Source organism: Terriglobus roseus DSM 18391 (assembly GCF_000265425.1).
Taxonomy (GTDB): Bacteria; Acidobacteriota; Terriglobia; order Terriglobales; family Acidobacteriaceae; genus Terriglobus; species Terriglobus roseus.
In genome coordinates, this window is record NC_018014.1 from 3,858,497 (window position 1) to 3,878,866 (window position 20,370).

A 20,370-nucleotide genomic window follows, 5' to 3' on the forward strand; every position below is an offset into this window, starting at 1 on the left:
ATCTGCGATGTCATAGCTCAAATGCAATATGCCCCGTCGCTTTGCTAGCGAAGCAGTCCCTGGGCCACGTGAGTCAAAACAGATCATCGCCGCACTAGCTCACACAATACTGCCCTTTCAGCGCTGTGTACGTACACCGATGGTGTTAGCCGCCGCTCACTAAACTAATCAAGGAATACCGTTTCAACTCGGGTGTAAACGATGAGCTTTTGGATTCTAAAGTCGAGCGGATGCCTGGCTAATTCCACGTCGCCCGGAATTACAGACCTAAACTGTCGTTCACCGCGATGGCGATCTCCTGCTCGGACCCGAGGTAGCGTTCGGTGGTCTGGATTGACGAGTGCCCCAGCAGAAACTTGATCTGCTCCAGGTCGCCGCCGGCCTTGCGGCAGAGCTTCGCGCAAGTCCGCCGTAGATCATGTGCGCCGAACCGCTCGATCCCGATCTCCTTCGCAGCTTCCGTCACCACAGACCAGATGGCCCAATCGCTCAGGCTCTCCCCGATTTTGCCGCCCTTGGAGACCGACCGCAACAACGGGCCCTTTTCGATTGAGCCGGCCGCCTGCCAGGCATCGATCCCCTTCTTCACCCAGACCGGAATCGCTACCGTCCGGACCCGGCCACCCTTGCCGACGAGATCGATGATGACCCAGCGGTTCTCCCGCATCTGGATGTCCTCGACGGTGAGCGAAGCCAGTTCCCTTCTCCGCAGGGCGCAGCCGACCAGCAGAGCCAGGATCGCGTAGTCCCGCTTCCCTTTCAACGTCGAGCGGTCGGGAACGCCGAGCAGTTCCCTCGCCTGTTCCTTGGTCAGCCAGTTCCCCAGCCTAGTTCCCTTCTCCTTTACGTTCGGGATGTCGGTAAGGTTGGCGGCATCCTCGTGGGAGAGCATGCCGTTCTTCCGGGCTTCCGAGACCAGCTTCCGAACGGCCGCCAAACGCACGTTGACTGTTGAAGGCGCCAGGTCTTCCATCGAGGTTCGGAACTCGAGGAGCAACGCCCGGGTGAGAGGTCGGCTGGCAGCGAAGGCGAAGAGCAGGTCGAGAGCCTTGGCGTAGTTGCGCCGGGAGTGGGGCGAGGTGACGGAATCGAGCACCATCTGGCGGAGCTGGAGTTGGGCCGGCGTCAGGCCTGGCGCCTGTGAGGCCGTTTCCGGCTCCTGGGACACCCAAAGGGCGATTTCGGTGGATTCAGTCACTAATTGAGTTTACCTGCGACAATTTGCATTGTCGGAGGTAAACCCACCCGGCCGAACGTGATGGAAATCACCAGAGTGCCATCAATTTCCGCGGTTTGCATGTTGGAAACTGTCAGAAGAAACTGACGTCAAGATCCCGAACAGATATAGGATGCACCAATTCCAAGTGAATGGTACTGGTGAAGTCTTTCCGAGATCATCCCTTGAGTTTCGGAGCGAACCCCATGCCTGCATGGTTCGCTCTGACTTGGCAACATTTTCGGCAGGGCATCCGCGAGCGTGTCCAACAGCGAGTTGGGAACGGTCAGGTCTAGATGGGCGGGGTACTGGCGAGCTGCCGTTCAACGGCGCAGCAAACCCAACCCGACACTCGGTCTGGAAGCTCTATCAACTTCATGTCGTAATGCGGGTAGAACGTGTGGCAAGATTCACAGCAGTCGGCAGTAGGAGTCAAGAAGTCACCGCACACTCGAAATTCTGTGTCTGGAAGACGCCTCCCCAGTTCGGCAATCGCGATCTCCACATAGTCCGGCGGACAGTTCATCTCGCTCAGTGTTGTCCGAATGATTTCGTAACGCTTCATCGCTTTCTCCTGTCCGTTAAGACTCCTTCTCTAAGTGTCCTTGGCATCCTCCAGGGAAAGCGAATCCGCCGCATAAGCATGGTGGCTCGGGCCTCTCGGAAAGGCAATCGATGCTCTGTCATGGTCATCCCACTGTTCATGATCATCACAAGAGCCGCTCACTGATGTCGGTTCTTCTACTTCTCATCCGTAAAGCTGTTGGCGCTTGCACAAGGTCGCCAAGGTGTCCCATCAGGGCCACATTGGCGTATGTGACACCGTCTTGCTCAACAGAACCATGTGCTCCATGAACATGACCAAAAGCATGGAGTCTCAAAGATGGCAACTCTCTCACCCGATTGCGCAGCTCTGGATCGCCCATTCGCTCCGCCTGGTCAGGAGAAAGGTCGAGGATACCGAAGGGCGGTCCGTGTGTGACAAGCACATGAGTGCTAACCGGCACCTTGCTCCAGTGGAGCTGGCGGTCTTTGGCGGAGGACATGCCGAACGCTGCTCCGCAGAGCGGGGTCATGGGCGAGCCATAGATGGTCAGCCCTTCGATCTCAATGCTCTCATCGATAAGCAGATTGGCATTGTCGAGGAGTGACCGCCGCTCAGGGTTCGCTTCTAAGAAGAACTCATGATTACCGGGAACCACGATCTTATGACGGTGCGGAAGCTCCCCCAGCCACTCGTTGAAATCCTCGATCGCGGCCAGGTTCTTGCTGAACATCGTGAAGTCGCCCACGCAGATCAGAACGTCTCCTGCGGGTACGTCCACTTCGCGGTGAAGTTCATGCGTATCCCCGAATAAGACCAGCACCATATTTGCCTTAAGACACCTTAGGCCAGAAGATATTGACCTACGTAATGGATCCAAGAGGAGCCATGTGTTTTAGCGATAGTGCGTGCCGTCGGCTGAGCTTGGTGCTTGTCCTATTCAGTCGGCGACGTCAGCGGAAAATGGTCCGCTGTATGCGAGGTGCACCTTCATGTGCCTCGACGCTTCCGCCAGAATGCGAATCGCCTGCCTGATCGGTTTGAGCTCACCTGTAGCCAGACCTCATGGAAAATTGGACACCCGAATCACTCCGGCACAGGAGGCGTAGAAGTGCTTTGTACTCAGCCGCGTCCCATCGATTAGTGGATCACCGCCGGGCCATCCTGAATTGGGATCGAGAAGAGGCCCGTTCTAATCCGCATTGGTCCGCGCTCCGCGGCTCAAAGGAGTGTCCAAATTTTCCCTGTTCATGTTTCCACCGCCTCCGCGGGGGCGAACTCACCAGTGCGATCGACCTTGCCACTTCATGTTATCTGCCGGGACGCTCGCGGGGTACAAGTCGTTGCGTGTCCGACAGAAAGCACGCCGGGCAGAGGAAGATTGGAGCAGCTGATCGGCCCTCACTGAGCTGACGGTCGCTGCAGTCGCGGCCTGCAGAACGAGTTTTAGAGCCCTCGTGTCGCTGACTCTACGTCGAAGAATCAGAAGAGCGCGTGCTTGCTCCACACTCAACCGCCCAGCTTTAGCATTTGATACCTGACCCATCCACGTCTTAACCAGCGATCTGGCGTATTGACGCCAACCGACTCGCGAGCAAACGTCAAAGGAAAGTTGAGCAACTCCGGGTCACTGTTTCCATAGCCCGATTCTCAGGGGCATATGATCGTCACACACAACGATCCAGAGCAGTGTTCCGACGAGGTCGGGTATGCCGGGAAATCTAAGAAAGTAGTCATAGTCAGGCGAGCGGCAGCCGCGGGCCTTGGTCTTTATCTCTTTGCGCATGACCTTCTGATCCCTGTCCGCGCAATCGAGCCATACGCCGGCGGCCCGGCTGGTCTAATCGTCGGGCCGTTCCTGGTTGCCACCGGTTCGATTGCGATCTCGTGGGCGATGAAGCGATCGGTCTTCTCGCGGTTGAGCGTTCAGAAACCTGTCTCCACGGCTCCCGCAAACGGCGTTACTGAGGTGGTCCGCCTCTCGATCTCTCCTCAAGGTGATCGATTTTGTAGGCAGGTTGTTCCAGGAGGCTTCGCTATGCAGATTCGCTCGGTAGGCGTCGACCTTGGCAGGACGACCTTTCACCTCGTAGCCCTTGGCGATAACGGCGAGGTGCTGTTCAAGAAGAAGTTCACGCAGAAGCAGCTGATCACGTTTACAGCGAACATGCGGGCGTCGGTAATTGGGGATGGAGGCGTGTTCTGGAGAGCACTTTCTAGGCCGCGCGTTGCGGGCACAAGGCCACGATGTGAAGCTGATATCAGCTCAGTTTGTGAAGCCTTTTGTGAAGTCGAACAAGAACTACTTCCTTGATGCTGAGGCAATTGCGGAAGCAGTGGATCGGCAGAACATGCGGTTCGTTCCGATCAAGACGGGCGACCAGCTCGACCTGCAGGCCTTACACTCACGAATGCGCAGTTTCACCTTCGGCGACGCTGACAAGATCGAGGAGATGGCTCGGCGTGGCGGGCCGCTCAAAGATCTCGCGGGTAGTCAGGCGCTGGAGACGGGCATCAGGAATGGCGCTGGGCCTTTCAGATGGTTCTGATCGAGGCTCAGTTCTCCAAGGTGACGCTTGGGCGAGGATCATACTGTCCGAATTGGAGATCCCTTCCTCCAAAACCGCGCGGAATTGCGGGATTTTGAGGTCTCTGCGGTTCCCAACTGAATTAAGCGTTCCCAAACGATTTCGGTCGTATTAATGGACGTGAAGACAGAAAAGAGCCATTCCAAGACCCTATCTACCCTCCAGCTCGTCACCGAGACTGAAGCCGCCCGCCTCCTCGCCACGCCTCCCGGCACGCTCCGCTACTGGCGGCACCAAGGTAAAGGCCCGAACTTCGTCCGCCTAGGCGGGCGTGTTAAGTATGATCTTGTGGAGGTGATCGATTACGTTGATCGCCACCGTCATGGTTTCTCCGCGCGGGCAGCGAAGGGAGATTGACATGGCGCTCTACAAGCAGAACGGTAGCGATTTCTGGTGGTACGACTTCACGGTCGATGGGAAGCGCTACCGGGGCAGCACCAAGGAAGCACGAAAGACAACAGCACTCACAATCGAAGCCGAGCTTCGGTTGCGGGCTCGGGAGAAGGGTCCGAACTTCATCCCGCAGAGACGGGCAATCACACTAAGGGAGCTTGCACCACGCTTTCTTGGTTGGAAGGGAGATGCGCAGCTTGAGCCAAAGACCCAAATCTACTACGAGTATGGTTGGAAGCTCCTCGCGGCGACACCCCTAGCATCCATGCAATTAGCGCACATCACGGCTGATGCGGTCGATGCAACCGTCTTTCGCAAGGCTGCACGCGACCAGCATGGGGAAGGACAGCTCGTCTCGCCCAAGTACGCCAATCAGGCGATCTGCACACTGAAGCGGATGTTGAGCAAGGCCAGAGAATGGCATCTGCTCTCAGAGGTGCCGGTCATCAAGCCGCGCAAGGCATACGGACGCACTGGTCTCTTCACGGCTGAGGACGAAACGAAGTTGCTGGAACACGCTTCCCAGCCGTTGCGCGACATCCTCATGATTGCGATGGACACTGGCATGCGACCGTCAGAGATCTTCCGCATGCGTTGGGAAGACGTGCACTGGGAAGCGCTAGAGATCTTCATCCCAAAGTCGAAGACGGATGCTGGTCGTCGGCGAGTCCCGATGTCGAAGCGAATGCAGGCTGTTCTGTTGGGGCGGTGGACCGGAGATCGCTGCGGATGGTGCTTCCCCACCCGCAGCGCCGAGGGTCACATCAAGAGTGTGAAGACAGCCTTCAATAGGGCTCGAAAGAAAGCTGGACTAGACCCGCGTCTCGTTCTCTACTCGGCGAGACATACGTTTGGAACTTATTCGCTTGCTGCCACGAAGAACTTACCCGCGGTCATGCAAACTATGGGCCACGCCAATGTACGGAGTACCTTGCCGTATCAACATCATGGGTTCGAAAGTATTCGGGCCGTCATAGAGAGTCGTAACTTGAAAGCTACGTCATAGTTTGCGACATAGCGATCTTGATCGCTACTGACTCGCTATGCGCAAACTATTGATTCTTATGGCTCCGCAGGTAGGACTCGAACCTACAACCCTTCGGTTAACAGCCGAATGCTCTGCCATTGAGCTACTGCGGAACAAGTCACGAGGTGCCGGCGGGCGGGCGCCGGCTCGACTCGCAATTCCTTTATAACAAACGCTGACCGCTGGGTCAAAGCGGAGGTCGTGCCCTATTCGCTTACGCCCCTGATTTCACACGGTTGCAGCGCATTTCAGCGATACAGCACCACAGCAATGTTGTAGCTGGTAAAGTCACTCTTCTCCGGCAACTCGCATGCCCCAACGGCCGCGCTGGTCACATGCCCCTGCGCGATCCGATGCGTCAGTTGCGACGGCAACCGCTCCAAATCACCTGCCGTGAAGCGCATCACGAACGCCGGCCGGTCGCCGCTGAAGCCCGTGGACATGCGGCACATCTCACGCGCCTGCTGGCTCGGCTCTACGTTCGCGATGCCTGCGTTCATCATCAGCTCCGCAACGCGTGCCTCCTGCTGCAGGTACGTCAGCACAACGACATCGCGCGCAAAGTCTTCAACACCCCAAAGCTGCCTGCCCGATTGCACGACCGAGATGCCGATCGAGTTCACCTTCGGATCAAGGATGTTCTCGCGATGATGTGGCGAGTTCATCAGGGCTGTATGCATCTCGATGATGGATCCGCTTGTCGCAACGTTCTCTGCTACGCGTGAGAACTTGGTGCCTGTCGCCGCGGCACGCGCGGCCAGGTCCGGTTCGCCCTGGAACTGGTGTGAGATCGTCCCCAGGGAGCGCATCTGCACCGCGTGGTACTGCGCGGCATGGGTCAGCGGCCTGTTCCACATCAGTGGAGCCAGACCGTTCGCCGCACGTTCCTGGTTGATGGACTGAAACAGATACTGCTCCGCGATGGTGTGTTGCTGCGCATGCGCAACGGCAGGCAGCAGCATGCAACTGCAGAGGGCAAACAAGAAAAGCGAAGGCGCGCAATAAGAAGAGGAATCAGCGAACAGAGAGCGGAGAGCAATGACGAGGCGGCTGTCTGGGGTTGCCGTGCGTCCGCCCTCTTCCTTCTTAGTTTCAGCTCGCCAGTTCACTCCGTACCGCCTCCCACGTACGCATGATTCCCTCTTCCAGCGCCACGCGGTGGTGCCAGCCCAGCCCGTGAATCAGGCTTACGTCCATCAGCTTCCGCGGAGTGCCGTCCGGCTTCGAGGGATCAAAGCGCAACACTCCCTTGAACCCCAGCACACGCGCAACAGTTTCGGCGAGCTCACGAATAGTTACGTCTTCGCCCGTACCAATGTTGATGAGCGGCGGAACGTCGTCACGCAGCAGCGTCCCGTACTTCTCTTCGGAAAGATTCAGCAGGTAGACACATGCCTCGGCCAGATCGTCGGAGTACAGCAGCTCGCGCTTCGGCGTGCCGCTACCCCAAACCTCGACTTCAGGCGCACCCTCTGCAACGGCCTTCGCCGTCTTGCGCATCAGTGCTGGCAGCACGTGCGACGTGTTCAGGTCGAAGTTGTCATTCGGACCGTACAGATTCGTCGGCATCGCCGCCAGGTACTTCGTGCCGTACTGCCGGTTGAACGACCAGCACATCTCAATACCGGCGATCTTCGCCAGAGCATACGCCCGATTGGTGGGCTCCAGCGGGCCTGTCAGCAGGCAGCTCTCCGGCATGGGCTGCGGCGCCATCTTCGGGTAGATGCAGCTCGATCCAAGGAACAGCAGGCGATCGACACCGTTGGCATAGCTCGCCTCAATGACATTGTTCTGGATGGCAAGGTTCTGCCGAATGAAGTCTGCCGGATACGTGTTGTTCGCCAGGATGCCGCCAACCTTCGCAGCAGCCAGCACAACAAACTTCGGCTGTTCCTTCAGGAAGAAGTCCGCAACCGCATCAGCGCTTAACAAATCCAGCTCGGCGCGCGAACGCGTCAACAGTCGGGTATAGCCCAACCGGCGCAGCTCACGCTCAATGGCCGACCCCACCAGGCCGCGGTGTCCCGCTATAAAAATCGGTGCATCGAGCGGCATGTATCCAGACATTTTCGTTCTCCTCAAGCGGTCACAAGCGAACGCCGTGACGCTGTTCTCTTCACTCGTTCGGAAGGGCACGGCATAAGCCGTGCCCTTCGCAGGATCACATTCCGGTTCGCTCTAGGTCTCGCGGACGTTGAATGCCTTGTAGCCATGCTTGATCACCAGCGCATCGCGCTGAGCCGCGGAATAGTCAGCCTCGACCATCTCCTTCACCAGCTCCTCGAAGGTGGTGCTCGGCGTCCAGCCAAGCTCACGCTTCGCCTTCGACGGATCGCCAAGGAGCGTCTCAACCTCGGTCGGGCGGAAGTAGCGAGGATCCACGGCGATCACCACTTTGCCGTTGGTGTCGACAGCCGTCTCATCCACACCGCTCCCCTTCCAGGTCAGTTCCATCTCCAGCAGCTCCGCGCAGCGCATCACAAAATCGCGCACGCTGTACTGCACGCCGGTTGCAATGACGAAGTCCTGCGGCTTCTCCTGCTGCAGCATCAGCCACTGCATCTCGATGTAGTCGCGTGCATGACCCCAGTCGCGCTTGGCGTCCATGTTGCCCAGGTACAGTTCGCTTTGCAGGCCAACCTTGATGCGCGACAGGCCGCGCGTAATCTTACGCGTTACAAACGTCTCGCCGCGCAACGGGCTCTCATGGTTGAACAGGATGCCGTTGCACGCGTACATGCCATAGGCCTCACGGTAGTTCACCGTAATCCAGTAGCCGTACATCTTCGCGACCGCATAAGGACTGCGTGGATAGAAGGGCGTGGTCTCCTTCTGCGGAATCTCCTGCACCATGCCATAAAGCTCGCTGGTGCTGGCCTGGTAGAAGCGCGTCTTCTTCTCGAGGCCGAGAATGCGGATCGCCTCTAACAGACGCAGAACTCCCAATGCGTCACTGTTCGCCGTGTACTCCGGCTCTTCAAATGACACCGCCACATGGGACTGAGCGGCCAGGTTATAGATCTCGTCCGGCTGCACCTTCTGCACAATCTTGACGAGAGAAGACGAGTCCGTCATGTCGCCATAATGCAGGATGAAGTTGCGATGCGTCTGGTGCGGATCCTCGTAGATGTGATCGATACGAGCTGTATTGAAGAGCGACGTCCGGCGCTTGATGCCATGGACCTCGTAACCCTTCTTCAGCAAAAACTCCGCAAGGTACGCCCCGTCCTGCCCGGTCACGCCTGTGATCAGTGCCTTTTTCAAATGGGTCTTCTTTCCTGTTGTCGCTGGAGTAGGTTCATCTTACCCGACAGCTTGCAAAATTTGATGTAACGAATCGATTGATTCGTATCGTCACGCAATATGTCAGCCTTCCGCCGACCTTATCTCGCCCCTTCGCGATACTCCGTCACCGCAGCCTTCAGGTCACGCTCAAACTGCTCCAGGACTTTTTCTTTCCCCATGTGCTCTACGGCGAACCGCCTCGCAGCCGCACCCAACCGGGCTCGACGGGCAGGATCGGCGGCCAGATCACGCACCGCAACCACCAGCGCGGCCAGGTCACCTGCCGGCACCACAACGCCACACGGGTCGTGCGTCTGCACGTCCGCGCCAAGAGAAACGCCGCTGACCACCGCCGCCACCTGCGTTCCAATCTGGGCGGTGACGATTGCCGGGCGACCGCTGGACAGCATACCGGTCAGCTTTGACGGCATCACCAGGTCCGCTGCGTCCGCTCGCTGCGGTAGCAGATGTATGTCCGCACAATTCAACAGGTCGTTCAGCGCCTCCAGCGGCTGCAGCGGAAGCAGCGTGACGTTGTCCAGCCCCTCCACCAGCGATTCCATCGTTGGCCGGAACGCTCCGTCACCGCAGAAGAGAAAGTGCACCGACGGGTCGTCAGCCAATGCGCGGGCCACCGCCGGCAGCAGTTCCAGCCCCTGCTTGCTTCCCATGTTGCCGCTGTACAGCAGCACGACCTTACCGCCCAGTCCTAGCTCCGACCGAAAGCGATTCGGCGAACCCTCCGGTGACGGCTGCACCTGATCCACATCGACCCAATTTGGAAACAGGACCGTGTGCGGCGCCGGAACTCCCTTCCGCAACAAGCGCTCCACCATGCGAATCGAAATGCTGGACACGCGGGCAAAGGCGCGGGTGAAAACGCCTTCCATCCCCACTGCTCCAGCGTGAATGCTCCCGTTCGGCGGCAGCAAGCCCAGGTCAAATGCAGCGTCCACCTCAAAGTCCTGCACATGCAGCCACGCGGGGGCCTGTGCAAGCGATGCCGCCGCCAGCGCCACGGGAGCACCGAAGAACGTAGGTTCCACCGTCCAGATCACATCAGGCCCCGCACCGCCGCCGCGAGGCAGGATCGCCTCGCGCAGCACAACCGGAGCCGCACTGGCAGCAAACGAGAACAGGTGCAGCACACGCTTCAGGCCGGTCGCCTTCGCGGGAACGTACAGCGGACACCGAAAGACCAGCGGCTCACCTACGCCATCGCCCGCCGGGCCACCGCCCTCCGTGACATATCCTCTGCCCTGGTATTCATCGCTGACTCGCCACGCCGGATAGTACGGCGGTGCCGTCACAACGCGGACGGCGTGTCCGCGCGCTGCAAGCCAGGTGGCCATTTCGCCCGTGTATTTACCAATGCCCGTTAACTCCGGGGCATAATTCAGGCCGAAGATCAAGATGCGCAAGAGACTCCGTACAGCAGTGGGCGATGGCACCATCATAGCTTCCGCCAAACGATGCCTCTGCCGTAAGCCCGGAGCAAGTGCCGTAGTATCTCCCCATGCGTTCTCCCATCGCCTGGGCCGCCGTTGCCCTGCTGGCCGTCTTTGCTCTGGCCGCGTTGCTGGCGCCGTGGGCCGCCCCCTATGATCCTGCCGCGCTGCACCTGGAGCAGCGCCTGCTATCCCCCGGCCATGGCTTCCTGCTGGGCACCGACGAGCTTGGTCGCGATATCTTCTCGCGCGTACTCTTTGGCGCACGCCTGTCGCTGCTGGTCGCGTTTACCGTCGTCGGCTGTTCGCTCATCCTCGGACTCATCGTCGGGTCCGTGGCGGGCTACTACGGCGGCTGGCGCGACACGCTGCTGAACGTCTACGTGATGAACGCCTTCATGGCGATGCCGGGCATTCTGCTGGCAATTGCGCTCGTAGCCTTCCTCGGCCCGGGTCTGCGCAATGTAATCCTGGCGCTGACACTCTCCGGATGGGTGAACTACGCGCGGCTCGTGCGAGCACAAGTGATGTCGGCACGTGAACGCGAGTTCGTCGAAGCCGCACGTTCCCTCGGCGCAGGCGACCTCCGCATCCTCACACGCCACATCCTTCCGAACATCGTGCAGCCCGTCATCGTGCAAGCGGCCATCGGCATGGCCGGTGCCGTACTGGCAGAGGCGACGCTCAGCTTCCTGGGCCTGGGAGTGCCGCCACCCGCGGCCAGTTGGGGCTCCATGCTGAACGACGCACGAGCCCATCTCTTCGACTCGCCGCACATGGTGCTGGCTCCCGCAATCGCCGTCATGCTTTGCGTCCTGGCTTTTTCGTTTCTCGGCGACGCCCTGCGCGATTGGGCCGATCCGCGCACCCGCTGAACTTGATGCCATCAAAGTTCAGCACACCCGTGAAAAAGGAGAACGCCCGGATCTCGTTAAGAGATCGACGGGCGCCCGCAGACTAACCCTCCCCCAGGGTTGTCTACGTCTTAGAAATTAACATCGCGCAATGCAGACGTACAGCGCACTTCAGTAACAAAAAGGTAATCCAGCTAAGAAATCTTTGCCCCTAAGGCAACTTCTGTCGGCAACACAACACCCGCAAGTCGCTCACCCGACGTTAGGCACTCTTCGACCGCGTTTTTGGCCTGCTCAAAGTCGGCTACCGAGCGAAGAATCAAAAGTACCGACGGTCCGGCACCCGACAACGCGACGCCAAGAATCCCGTGATGACCTGCCAGCGGCAGCAACTTCGGTAGAAGCGGGCACGCGGCGGACCGATACGGCTGATGCATCCGGTCATCCATCGCCCGCGCCAGCAGATCGCCACGACCTTGCGCGAACGCGGCGGTCAACATACTTACGCGCTGTACGTTGGCAATCGCATCTGCCTTTGAGTAGCTCTCCGGCAGCAGCGCACGCGCCTTCTTCGTCGACAGCGACGCATCCGGCATCACCACCAGCAAAGGCCAGCGAACCGGCGGCGTGATGCTCAATGCATCGATGATCGGCGGGCCATCATCGGGCGTCAGCATGCTCGACACGGTCAGTCCGCCAAGCACGCACGCCGCAACGTTGTCTGGATGTCCCTCGCGCAACGAAGCCTCTGTAAGCACCTGCTCGCGAGTCCATCCAAGGCCGCCGAAGTGCGATGCCAGCGCAACACCCGCAACCAGCGCAGCCGCGGACGAACCGCAGCCCATGCCAAGCGGAATTTCGTTGTTCAGATCCAAGTGCAACGGCATCGGATCGATCCCCTGCCCCGTCAGTACGCTCTTGTAAGTCTCAAGCACCAGCGAGTCGGCAACATCGCCGGTCTGCGCGGCATTGCGACCGCTTGCCTTGATGGAGAAGCCCTCGCCTTCCGCGGCCTCACGCGCCTCGATGTGCAGCGCAAAGTCCATCGCCAGGCCCAGCGCATCGAAACCCGGCCCCAGGTTCGCCGACGTTGCCGGCAGCTTCAGCTTGATGGGCGATGCCATCGCTAAACCTTTACCGCCATCTCGGCCTCAAGCGCACGCATCACTGCGGACTCATTCGGCTCCAATACGATGGGTGGCTTGCGGAACGGCGCAGCTTCCGGAATGTCGGTCGCCAGCAGATCCTTGTGGAAGTCGATGGTGTACTCCGGGTCCTTCAGCGTATGGCCGGTCAGCAGCAGGACGACACGCTCGCCCGTCTGCACATGACCCGACTTCAGCAGCTTCTTCAAGCCCGCCAACGTCACAGCAGAAGCCGGCTCGCAGCCAATGCCTTCGGCACCGATCTGCGCCTTCGCAAGAGCGATCTCGCTCTCACTCGCCTGCTCGCACCATCCGCCCGTGGCCTCGATGATGCGGGCCGCCTTGCGCCAGCTCGCCGGATTACCAATGCGGATCGCCGTCGCGCGCGTATCTGCGGTCACCGGATGCAGCATCTTCTCGGCATTCGTGAACCACTGGAAGAGCGGGTTCGCGCCCTCCGCCTGGATCACCGAAATCTTCGGAATACGGTCGATAAAGCCAAGATGCTTCAACTCGCCAAAGCCTTTGCCCAGCGCCGATCCGTTCGCCAGGTTGCCGCCCGGAACGATCACATGGTCCGGCACCTGCCAGTCCAACTGCTCGCAGATCTCGATCGCCGGCGTCTTCTGACCTTCCAGGCGATAGGGGTTCACGCTGTTCAGCAGGTAGATGGGATTCTTCTTGACCATGTCGGTCAGCATCTTCACGCAACCGTCGAAGTCCGTCTTTAGCTGCACGGTCACGGCGCCATAGTCCATCGACTGCGACAGCTTGCCCCAGGCGATCTTGCCCTCAGGGATGAAGACAATCGCCCGCAGACCCGCGCGAGCCGCATAAGCAGCCATCGCAGCGCTGGTATTGCCCGTAGAAGCGCAGGCGACCCACTGGTAGCCACGCTCAGCCGCGACCGACAGCGCAGCCGTCATGCCCGTGTCCTTGAACGATCCCGTCGGGTTCATGCCCTGGTGCTTGGCCAGCAGAAAGTCCAGCCCAAGCGCCTTCGCATTCCGCGGCAGGTCGTACAGCGGCGTGTTGCCCTCGCGCAGCGTAATCGCATGCGCGTCGTCGTTCAGAATGGGCAGCAGGTCGCGGTAGCGCCAGACGCCGCTCTGATCAATAGGCAGCGTCGAGTCGCGACGCTCGGCCCAAAGGTGACGAAGTGCGCTGGCGTTAGGCTTGTTTGTGGCTGCCGCATCGCCGCGTGACTCACTCCACGGGTACTCGACCTCGTAAAGTTCGCCGCTGGCGGGATCGCGGAAGTCGCTACTAACTGTCTCGGGAGCGATCCGTTCGCCACTTCCGATGCATCGAAGCTGATGTGAACGCAATGACATGGATGACTCTAGGGTACCGCACCGTACACAACACGGTGGCTCGCACCGCGCAGAACGCGGTGAACCGCACCTCACGCCGTAGCTTCTCCGCGATGCTCGCCGCCGTTCTCCTGACGGCTGCAACGCCATTCGCACTGCATGCGCAGGAAAAGGTTGTCACCGTCGCCGCGGCCGCCGACATGGAACCGGTGCTGCAGGTCTTCGGCCCGATCTTCGAGAAAAAGACGGGCATCAAGCTCAAGGTCTCCTTCGCGTCGTCGGCAACGCTCTCGCAGCAGATCCAGAACGGATCGCCCGCCGACATCTTCCTCTCGGCCGATTTCTACTTCGCAGAACAGCTCGTCGCCAGCAGCCTGACCGAGACAAAGTCACCGATCCCCTACGCGAAAGGCGTCCTCGTCCTCTGGACCAGCAACGGCTCTCGCTTCAAGCCGCTGACCATCGACAACCTCTCGCGCAAGGACCTCAAATCCGTCGCCATCGCCAACCCCGACCGAGCGCCCTACGGCCGCTCCGCCGTCATCGTTCTCAAGCGTATGAAGCTGTGGGATAACGTCGCACCGCACATCGTGCAGGCTGAAAGCGTCTCACAGGCCGGACAATTCGCCCTCAGTGGCAACGCCGAACTCGCCCTGATGTCGCAGACCGTCGCAATGTCACCCGCCTACCGCAACAAGGGCAACTTCGTCCTCTTTCCCTTCAGCCAGTACCCCGAGATCATTCAAAGCGCCGTCATCCTGAAAAAGGGCGAAAATCGCGAAGGCGCACACGCCCTGCTGAACTTCATCCTGAGTCCCCAGGTCCAGCAGAGCCTGCCCAAGTTAGGCCTGCAGTCCGTAAAATGAACCCCGCTACGAGCGCGGCCTTCCGCAACACGAAAAACGACAGGCAGGGCGGAGCAAGGAGGCAAGTTGAAGGCCTTTGCGTTGGGATCCAAAGCCGGTTCTTTCGATCTGAGAGAGATCGACATCGCTGATCCGTCGCCGTCGACGGATCAGGTACTCGTTCGCGTGCACGCTGTGGGCGTCACCCCTACCGAGCTCCTCTGGTATTCGAGCACGCATAACAAGGACGGTTCAGCTCGTGCCAACGCTGTTCCGGGCCATGAGTTCAGCGGCATCGTCGAATCCATCGGCTCTCAGGCAACGGATTTCGTACCGGGCGATGCAGTCTTCGGCATGAACGACTGGTTCCTGGACGGAGCCACTGCAGACTTCTGCGTAGCCTCGGAGAAGGACATCGTTGCGAAGCCAGCGTCGCTTTCGCACACCGACGCAGCAGCCATCCCAATCGCGGCACTGACGGGATGGCAAGGCCTCGTGGACCACGGACGTATCAAGGCTGGCGACCGAGTGCTCATCGTCGGTGCCGGCGGCAGCGTCGGCCTCATGGCGGTGCAGATTGCCGTCATGCACGGCTGCCGCGTTATCGCGTCCGCCTCCCCATCGCAGGCGGACACCCTGAAAGAGCTCGGGTGCGAACACGTGCTCGACTACAAGACGCAGGCTTTTGAAGACCACCTCAAAGATCTTGATGTCGTCTTTGACGCAATTGGTTCTGACACTCTTGCTCGAGCGAAACCGCTGCTCGTTGAAGGTGGTCGTATGGTCACCATCGCTGCCGATCCGAAAACAGCGACGATCCGTTGATCAAAGAAAGTTTCTTCATCGTCATTCCGTCGCGCGAACAACTCTCACATGTGGCGCAGTGGGTTGAGAACCATCAACTCAAGGTCTTCGTGAAGGGTGTGCTTCCACTCCGTTCAGCTCCCGCAGCTTATTCCACTGGCAGTGCGCCGGCCGCCCTGGGAAAGCTTGTTCTGATAGCGGAAGAGAGCTTGCGCTAGCAACTCATGCCGCAAATTCAGCGGAGGTGAAATCTGCGGAACATCGGATGGACGATCTGCGTAAGACCACCCATGCGCCTACTCTTCCTTGCCGCCGGTCTGCTCTCCGCCTCCTGTGCCTTCGCACAGACCAACTTCGATGTAGCCACCGTCAAGCCGAGCAGCGGAGCGGTACAGTATGAACACGACGGCGAGACGACCGTCTCCCACGGCACCCTGCGGATGCATGACGTTACGTTGCTCACCTCCATCAAGTGGGCCTATCAGGTGCAGCGCGTACAGATCGACGGGCCGGAAGACATTGGCCACCAGCACTACGACATCATCGCCAAAGTTGACGGAGAGCCGACTGTGGAGCAGATGCGCGTCATGCTTCGCCAACTGCTCGCCGAGCGATTTGCGCTGAAGCTGCACCCTGGAACAAAGGAAGTGAATGCCTACAGCCTCACCATCGCACCCAAGGGATTGAAGAAGCTGAAAGCTTCAATACAGAAGGACGGCGAAGCCTGGCACCAGAACTCGTCGCTGGGCATGGTGGCGAAGAACTTCAGCATGCAGGACTTTGTGACGTACATGTCTGACCCGTTGGACGCACCTCTTGTCGACAAGACGAACCTGCCGGGCAGATACGACTTTGACCTCGACTTCCGTCCCTACGTGGACCAGGCGAGCGACATCCATGCAGACCCGAAGGCCGTGCTGAAAGCTGCGTTTGAAGGAGAACTCGGATTGCGCCTGGTGCGCGAGCCCAGCACCATCACGACGCTCGTAATCGACCATGTCGGTCCACCCACTCCCAACTAGGGCGGACGGATGGTGGGGCCCATCCTACGGGTGCTGCGTCCGCGGAAGAGCACAGCGGGAAGAAGGCCTCCCTCGTTCTAACGCAGGACGGTCGTCGGCGCCTTACTCTGTCGACTCGATTGCCAGGGGAGGCGTGGTATTGCGGTTCTTCAACCACTGCAGAGTCACGCCTTCCGGAGACTTCCTTGGCGGCAGCTTGTCCAGGTCTGGCATGTAAATCTCCAGGCCGGCCTTCTCTGTCATGCGCGTCGTCCCATAGACGAGTTGGGCCTGGTAGTTCACCAGGTCCAGGTCAAACCAGGTGTCCTTCGACGCGTCGATCATCGTAAGGTCCACCTGGTGCATGGTGAGCTTGCCAAAGTCCAGATTGCCGCCCGAAAGCCGCAGGAAGTTATGCCATTGCGCAAGATTCCGCTCGTCGTGGCCTGCGTTGCCATAGATGACCGTCAGGTCGGAGTCCGAAGCAGTCACCGATGTGATGTGGCCGTGAATGTGGGGCGGGGGCAGCAGTCGCTGGGTATCAAAGAAGATGTCGTTGTCGACGATCTGAACGCCGGGGGTCTGGGACTTCGAGACGAGATCGGCAAGGTCGACACGGAATAGGCCAAAGAGGCCCTTCATCGGCACCTTGAGGACGTTCAGCTTGGTCAGGTGGTACTGAAGACGACCGTCCGGCAACGGCGTCAACGTGCCGTCGAGGCGCACCGGCAGCGAAACCACCTTGCGAACCGTGCCCTGCAGGCGAATCTGTCCACCCTCATTGGAAATCTTGATGTTCTTCAACGGAGCCTTGCTCGACGCTTCGCCGTTCAGGAAGTCGGCGATGTCGGCGAGCTTGACGTTGATGACGCCCTTATCGATCTCCAGGACGAACGAGTTGGAATCGTCGAAGGATGGGTTGCGGGCTTCACTGGTGCGCAGCATGCGGCCCCGGATCCAGCGGACGTACACGCGAAAGTGATCCCCTTTACGCAGCAGCAGGTTGTGAGCGTAGACCATCGTGGGCTCGATGGGCGATTTGGGTGTCCTGGTGGAGGGGTCTGCCGGGATGTCGGTGTAAATGGTCGTGGGCGCGGGAGAAAGATGGCGGCCAAGATAGAAAGACAACGCGCACAGGACCAGGACGCCAGTGGTCCACAGGACGAACGCGGGAATAGATTTGATCTTGTCGAGCACGCTCAGAGGTAGATAGGTGCAGCGGCGGGGAGGGTTGTTTGGAGCGACCGGGATGAGGCGCCACAGAACGATTCCAGTGCGACATTGCCGCTCTGGCGCGGCCTGTAGGCTCATTCCTCCAAGAGCATCGAGAGGCTCTACAGCAGGCGCCTGCCGTCCCGGTAAATCACAGGACCTGCAGCCACTCGCAGGCCCATCCGTTTCCAATCGCATAAAATCGTAGAAAGGGGGCAATCGACTGGATCCCGAAGCTCTCTGGCTGACGCTGCGTCTCGCGGCTCTGACAACATTCCTCCTCCTGGTCATCGCCCTCCCGCTCGCCGGTTGGATCGCTCTCGCTCGCACCCGCATCCGCTTCCTCGCCGAGGCCCTCATCGCGCTGCCGCTGGTGCTTCCACCGACCGTTCTCGGCTTTTACCTGCTCGTCGGCCTTGGCCCCACGACGGCTCTCGGCCGCACCGTAACGGCGATGCTCGGCCACACCCTCGCCTTCTCCTTCACAGGATTGGTAGTAGGCTCCGTCCTCTACAGCCTGCCGTTTGCGGTGCAGCCCATCGTTGCGGGCCTACGTGCGGTGGACCCGGTATTCCTCGAGGCGGCAGCAACACTCGGAGCATCACCCATACGCCGGTACCTCCGCATCGCCATGCCGCTCGCGAAGGGCTCCATCCTGACTGCGGCTGTCCTCACCTTCACCCACACCGTCGGCGAGTTCGGCGTCGTCCTCATGCTCGGCGGCAGCATTCCCGGCCGCACCAAGACACTCTCCATCGCGCTCTACAATCTGGTCGAGAACGGCGACTTCGCCTCCGCCTCGCACCTCGCCCTGCTGCTTATGGGCTTCTCAACCCTCGCGCTCGTGCTGCTCTACATGCGCCCGTCGTCGCGGCGAACGCGGGCCGTCACATGAAGGAACTCAAGATCAAATGCGATGCCCCCATCGGCGGCATTCGCCTTCGGGTGGACACCACGCTCTCCAATCCCTCGACGGCGCTCTTTGGTCCGTCGGGCTCGGGAAAGTCTTCCCTGCTGCGCATCGTCGCAGGCCTCTGGATACCAGCAGGTACCGAGGTAAGGCTGGACGGCGTCGACCTTACGCAACTCCCGCCGCACAAGCGCCGCATCGCACTCGTCGCGCAGGAGACGGCCCTCTTTCCCCATATGAGCGTGGCTGAGAACATCCAGTTCGCCACTGGACCAAGGAGCGGCGAAGGCGGCTTCGAAACGGCTCTCCATCTCTTCGACCTGCAGCCGCTGCAGAACGCCCGCATCGCCACACTCTCCGGCGGCGAACGCAAGCGCGTCGCCATCGCCCGCGCGCTCGCCAGCTTCCCGCGTGTGTTGCTTCTTGATGAGGTCTTTACCGGCATGCACCGCACGCAGCGCAACGACCTGATCCTGCGCGTGCGCGAACACTGTGCGCAGCGCGGTATCGGCATCCTCTCCGTCACGCACGAACCGACGGAAGCGCTGTTGTTGAATGACGAGACGCTCGCCATGGACGATGGAAAGATTACCGCACAGGGGCCGACGCGCGAGGTCCTCTCGAACGATCTCTCGCTGCTCGAATCAACACGGGACTAACCGACGCTGACCGGCTCCTGCTCCAACTCAATTTCGAACTGGGCTCGAACATCCGCAATGATCCGTTCGCGCAGTGCGATCACGTCGGCCGCAGTCGCACCGCCACGATTCACCAACGCCAGCGTGTGCCGTGTCGAGATGCCCGCATTCCCCAGCGCGAAGCCACGGACAAAGCCGGCGCGCTCCAGCAGCCATGCAGCCGGCAGCTTCACCATTCCATCGCCCGCAGGCCAGTGCGGAACCGTATCGACGCCGACACCGGCCACCTCTGACGCGTGCAGCAGTGCCTCGTGCGAGACGATCGGATTGCGAAAGAACGAACCAGCCGACCGCGAGTTGGGATCGGCCGGATCGAAGACCATGCCCTTGCCACGACGAATCGTCCGCACCGCCTCTGCAACCTCCGCCAGCGACGGCAAAGCCTGTGGTGTCGTCACATCCGACACGCCCGCAACGAGCAAGCCAAAGTGCTTCCGCAGATCTGCATAAGCCAGCTTCGGCGCGCCATCCGGCCGCAGGCGAAAGTCCACGCGAACAACGATGTAGCGCCCACGTTCTGTCGTATTGAAGATGCTGGTGCGATAGGCAAAGCCGCACTCCGCGTTCGATAGCTCCACGAACGCCTGTGTCTGCGTATCGAAGCAGCGCACCACCGCAATGGTCTCCGCGACCTCCTGCCCGTACGCTCCCACGTTCTGCACCGGCGTGCCGCCCACCGTACCGGGAATGCCCGCCAGGCACTCCATGCCGGCCAGATCCCGCTCCACGGCGAACTGGACAAGTCCATCCCACGACTCACCCGCACCTACCCGCAGCAGCGGGTGCCCTTCTGGCATCGCCTCCTGCTCCATGCGGCGGATCGCCATATGCAGCACCACACCAGGAAATCCATCATCGGCGATCAGCAGATTGCTGCCACCCCCCAGGACGAAGAGAGGCAGATCGCACCCGCGCGCGAATCTGACGGCCTCTGCGACGTCATCTTCGGACGTGACCGTCAGAAACCACTTGGCCGGGCCGCCGATCCCCAGGGTCGTGAACGGCGCGAGAGCTACATGTTCCTCGATAAGCACGGATTTCAGCCTACCAGCGTCCACTCGGCCACATGACGCCGGGAACCGAAGCG

20 protein-coding genes, 1 tRNA gene and 1 pseudogene are annotated in these 20,370 nt (G+C 60.1%); 10 read left to right on the plus strand and 12 right to left on the minus strand.

Annotation, left to right across the window (positions count from 1 at the left end):
- Positions 1–259: 259 nt before the first annotated feature.
- The 3 genes from TERRO_RS15715 to TERRO_RS15725 all read right to left on the minus strand — a co-directional run bounded on the left by TERRO_RS15715 (position 260) and on the right by TERRO_RS15725 (position 2,586).
- The gene (locus tag TERRO_RS15715; RefSeq protein ID WP_014786680.1) at positions 260–1,198 is read right to left on the minus strand and encodes a tyrosine-type recombinase/integrase; all 939 of its coding nucleotides are present in this window, start codon (positions 1,196–1,198) and stop codon (positions 260–262) included.
- 310 nt (positions 1,199–1,508) lie between these two features.
- Positions 1,509–1,781: a hypothetical protein gene (locus TERRO_RS15720; RefSeq protein WP_014786681.1), complete on the minus strand. Its 273-nt coding sequence runs from the start codon at positions 1,779–1,781 to the stop codon at positions 1,509–1,511.
- Positions 1,782–1,926: 145 nt separating this feature from the next.
- Positions 1,927–2,586: a metallophosphatase domain-containing protein gene (locus tag TERRO_RS15725; protein WP_014786682.1), complete on the minus strand. Its 660-nt coding sequence runs from the start codon at positions 2,584–2,586 to the stop codon at positions 1,927–1,929.
- 1,212 nt (positions 2,587–3,798) lie between these two features.
- Between TERRO_RS15725 and TERRO_RS23990 the strand changes: the two are divergent.
- The 3 genes and pseudogenes from TERRO_RS23990 to TERRO_RS15740 form a co-directional block, all read left to right on the plus strand.
- A pseudogene (locus tag TERRO_RS23990) lies at positions 3,799–4,165 on the plus strand (IS110 family transposase); the annotation flags it as partial.
- Between the two features lie 297 nt (positions 4,166–4,462).
- A complete protein-coding gene (locus TERRO_RS23995) occupies positions 4,463–4,705 on the plus strand; it encodes a helix-turn-helix transcriptional regulator (RefSeq protein WP_014786684.1) in 243 nt (80 codons plus the stop codon).
- Position 4,706: 1 nt separating this feature from the next.
- Positions 4,707–5,747: a tyrosine-type recombinase/integrase gene (locus tag TERRO_RS15740; protein WP_014786685.1), complete on the plus strand. Its 1,041-nt coding sequence runs from the start codon at positions 4,707–4,709 to the stop codon at positions 5,745–5,747.
- A gap of 59 nt (positions 5,748–5,806) precedes the next feature.
- Here the strand turns inward: TERRO_RS15740 and TERRO_RS15745 are convergent.
- The 5 genes from TERRO_RS15745 to TERRO_RS15765 all read right to left on the minus strand — a co-directional run bounded on the left by TERRO_RS15745 (position 5,807) and on the right by TERRO_RS15765 (position 10,474).
- Positions 5,807–5,881 (minus strand) — tRNA-Asn (locus TERRO_RS15745).
- A gap of 135 nt (positions 5,882–6,016) precedes the next feature.
- Positions 6,017–6,730, minus strand: a complete 714-nt coding sequence (locus TERRO_RS22260) for a CAP domain-containing protein (RefSeq protein WP_052313369.1) — start codon at positions 6,728–6,730, stop codon at positions 6,017–6,019.
- 130 nt (positions 6,731–6,860) lie between these two features.
- Positions 6,861–7,835 carry a GDP-L-fucose synthase family protein gene (locus tag TERRO_RS15755; protein ID WP_014786687.1) on the minus strand — a complete coding sequence of 325 codons (975 nt, stop codon included), beginning with the start codon at positions 7,833–7,835 and terminating at the stop codon, positions 6,861–6,863.
- A 111-nt stretch (positions 7,836–7,946) separates the two neighbouring features.
- The gene (gene gmd, locus TERRO_RS15760) at positions 7,947–9,032 is read right to left on the minus strand and encodes a GDP-mannose 4,6-dehydratase (RefSeq protein ID WP_014786688.1); all 1,086 of its coding nucleotides are present in this window, start codon (positions 9,030–9,032) and stop codon (positions 7,947–7,949) included.
- 119 nt (positions 9,033–9,151) lie between these two features.
- A complete protein-coding gene (locus TERRO_RS15765) occupies positions 9,152–10,474 on the minus strand; it encodes a WcaI family glycosyltransferase (protein WP_041593390.1) in 1,323 nt (440 codons plus the stop codon).
- 95 nt (positions 10,475–10,569) lie between these two features.
- On the opposite strand from TERRO_RS15765, the gene TERRO_RS15770 reads away from it, so the two are divergent.
- Positions 10,570–11,376 carry an ABC transporter permease gene (locus tag TERRO_RS15770; RefSeq protein ID WP_014786690.1) on the plus strand — a complete coding sequence of 269 codons (807 nt, stop codon included), beginning with the start codon at positions 10,570–10,572 and terminating at the stop codon, positions 11,374–11,376.
- A 173-nt stretch (positions 11,377–11,549) separates the two neighbouring features.
- Here TERRO_RS15770 and thrB read toward each other — a convergent pair whose 3' ends face one another.
- A complete protein-coding gene (thrB, locus tag TERRO_RS15775; protein WP_014786691.1) occupies positions 11,550–12,479 on the minus strand; it encodes a homoserine kinase in 930 nt (309 codons plus the stop codon).
- Between the two features lie 2 nt (positions 12,480–12,481).
- Positions 12,482–13,834: a threonine synthase gene (thrC, locus tag TERRO_RS15780; RefSeq protein WP_014786692.1), complete on the minus strand. Its 1,353-nt coding sequence runs from the start codon at positions 13,832–13,834 to the stop codon at positions 12,482–12,484.
- Here thrC and modA point away from each other — a divergent pair.
- The 4 genes from modA (at position 13,828) to TERRO_RS22270 (ending at position 16,484) form a co-directional block, all read left to right on the plus strand.
- Positions 13,828–14,679 carry a molybdate ABC transporter substrate-binding protein gene (gene modA, locus TERRO_RS15785; RefSeq protein WP_157178403.1) on the plus strand — a complete coding sequence of 284 codons (852 nt, stop codon included), beginning with the start codon at positions 13,828–13,830 and terminating at the stop codon, positions 14,677–14,679. The genes thrC and modA overlap by 7 nt on opposite strands.
- Before the next feature lie 66 nt (positions 14,680–14,745).
- Complete coding sequence (locus TERRO_RS15790) at positions 14,746–15,483, plus strand: NADP-dependent oxidoreductase (RefSeq protein WP_014786694.1); 738 nt, start codon at positions 14,746–14,748, stop codon at positions 15,481–15,483.
- Positions 15,480–15,680 (plus strand): zinc-binding dehydrogenase, encoded by a 201-nt coding sequence (locus TERRO_RS24000; protein ID WP_052313370.1) that lies wholly within the window; start codon positions 15,480–15,482, stop codon positions 15,678–15,680. Before TERRO_RS15790 ends, TERRO_RS24000 begins: the two co-directional genes overlap by 4 nt.
- Before the next feature lie 72 nt (positions 15,681–15,752).
- Entirely contained in the window at positions 15,753–16,484 is a 732-nt protein-coding gene (locus TERRO_RS22270) for a TIGR03435 family protein (protein ID WP_014786695.1), read from the plus strand.
- Positions 16,485–16,586: 102 nt separating this feature from the next.
- On the opposite strand, the gene TERRO_RS15800 is transcribed toward TERRO_RS22270, so the two are convergent.
- Positions 16,587–17,774, minus strand: coding sequence for a hypothetical protein (locus TERRO_RS15800; RefSeq protein ID WP_014786696.1), 1,188 nt, complete (start codon positions 17,772–17,774; stop codon positions 16,587–16,589).
- 151 nt (positions 17,775–17,925) lie between these two features.
- On the opposite strand from TERRO_RS15800, the gene modB reads away from it, so the two are divergent.
- Complete coding sequence (gene modB, locus TERRO_RS15805) at positions 17,926–18,570, plus strand: molybdate ABC transporter permease subunit (RefSeq protein ID WP_281047904.1); 645 nt, start codon at positions 17,926–17,928, stop codon at positions 18,568–18,570.
- Positions 18,567–19,244: an ATP-binding cassette domain-containing protein gene (locus tag TERRO_RS15810; protein ID WP_014786698.1), complete on the plus strand. Its 678-nt coding sequence runs from the start codon at positions 18,567–18,569 to the stop codon at positions 19,242–19,244. The genes modB and TERRO_RS15810 overlap by 4 nt, the downstream gene beginning before the upstream one ends.
- Here TERRO_RS15810 and TERRO_RS15815 read toward each other — a convergent pair.
- Entirely contained in the window at positions 19,241–20,317 is a 1,077-nt protein-coding gene (locus tag TERRO_RS15815) for a UDP-N-acetylmuramate dehydrogenase (protein ID WP_014786699.1), read from the minus strand. The genes TERRO_RS15810 and TERRO_RS15815 overlap by 4 nt on opposite strands.
- Positions 20,318–20,370 lie beyond the last annotated feature (53 nt).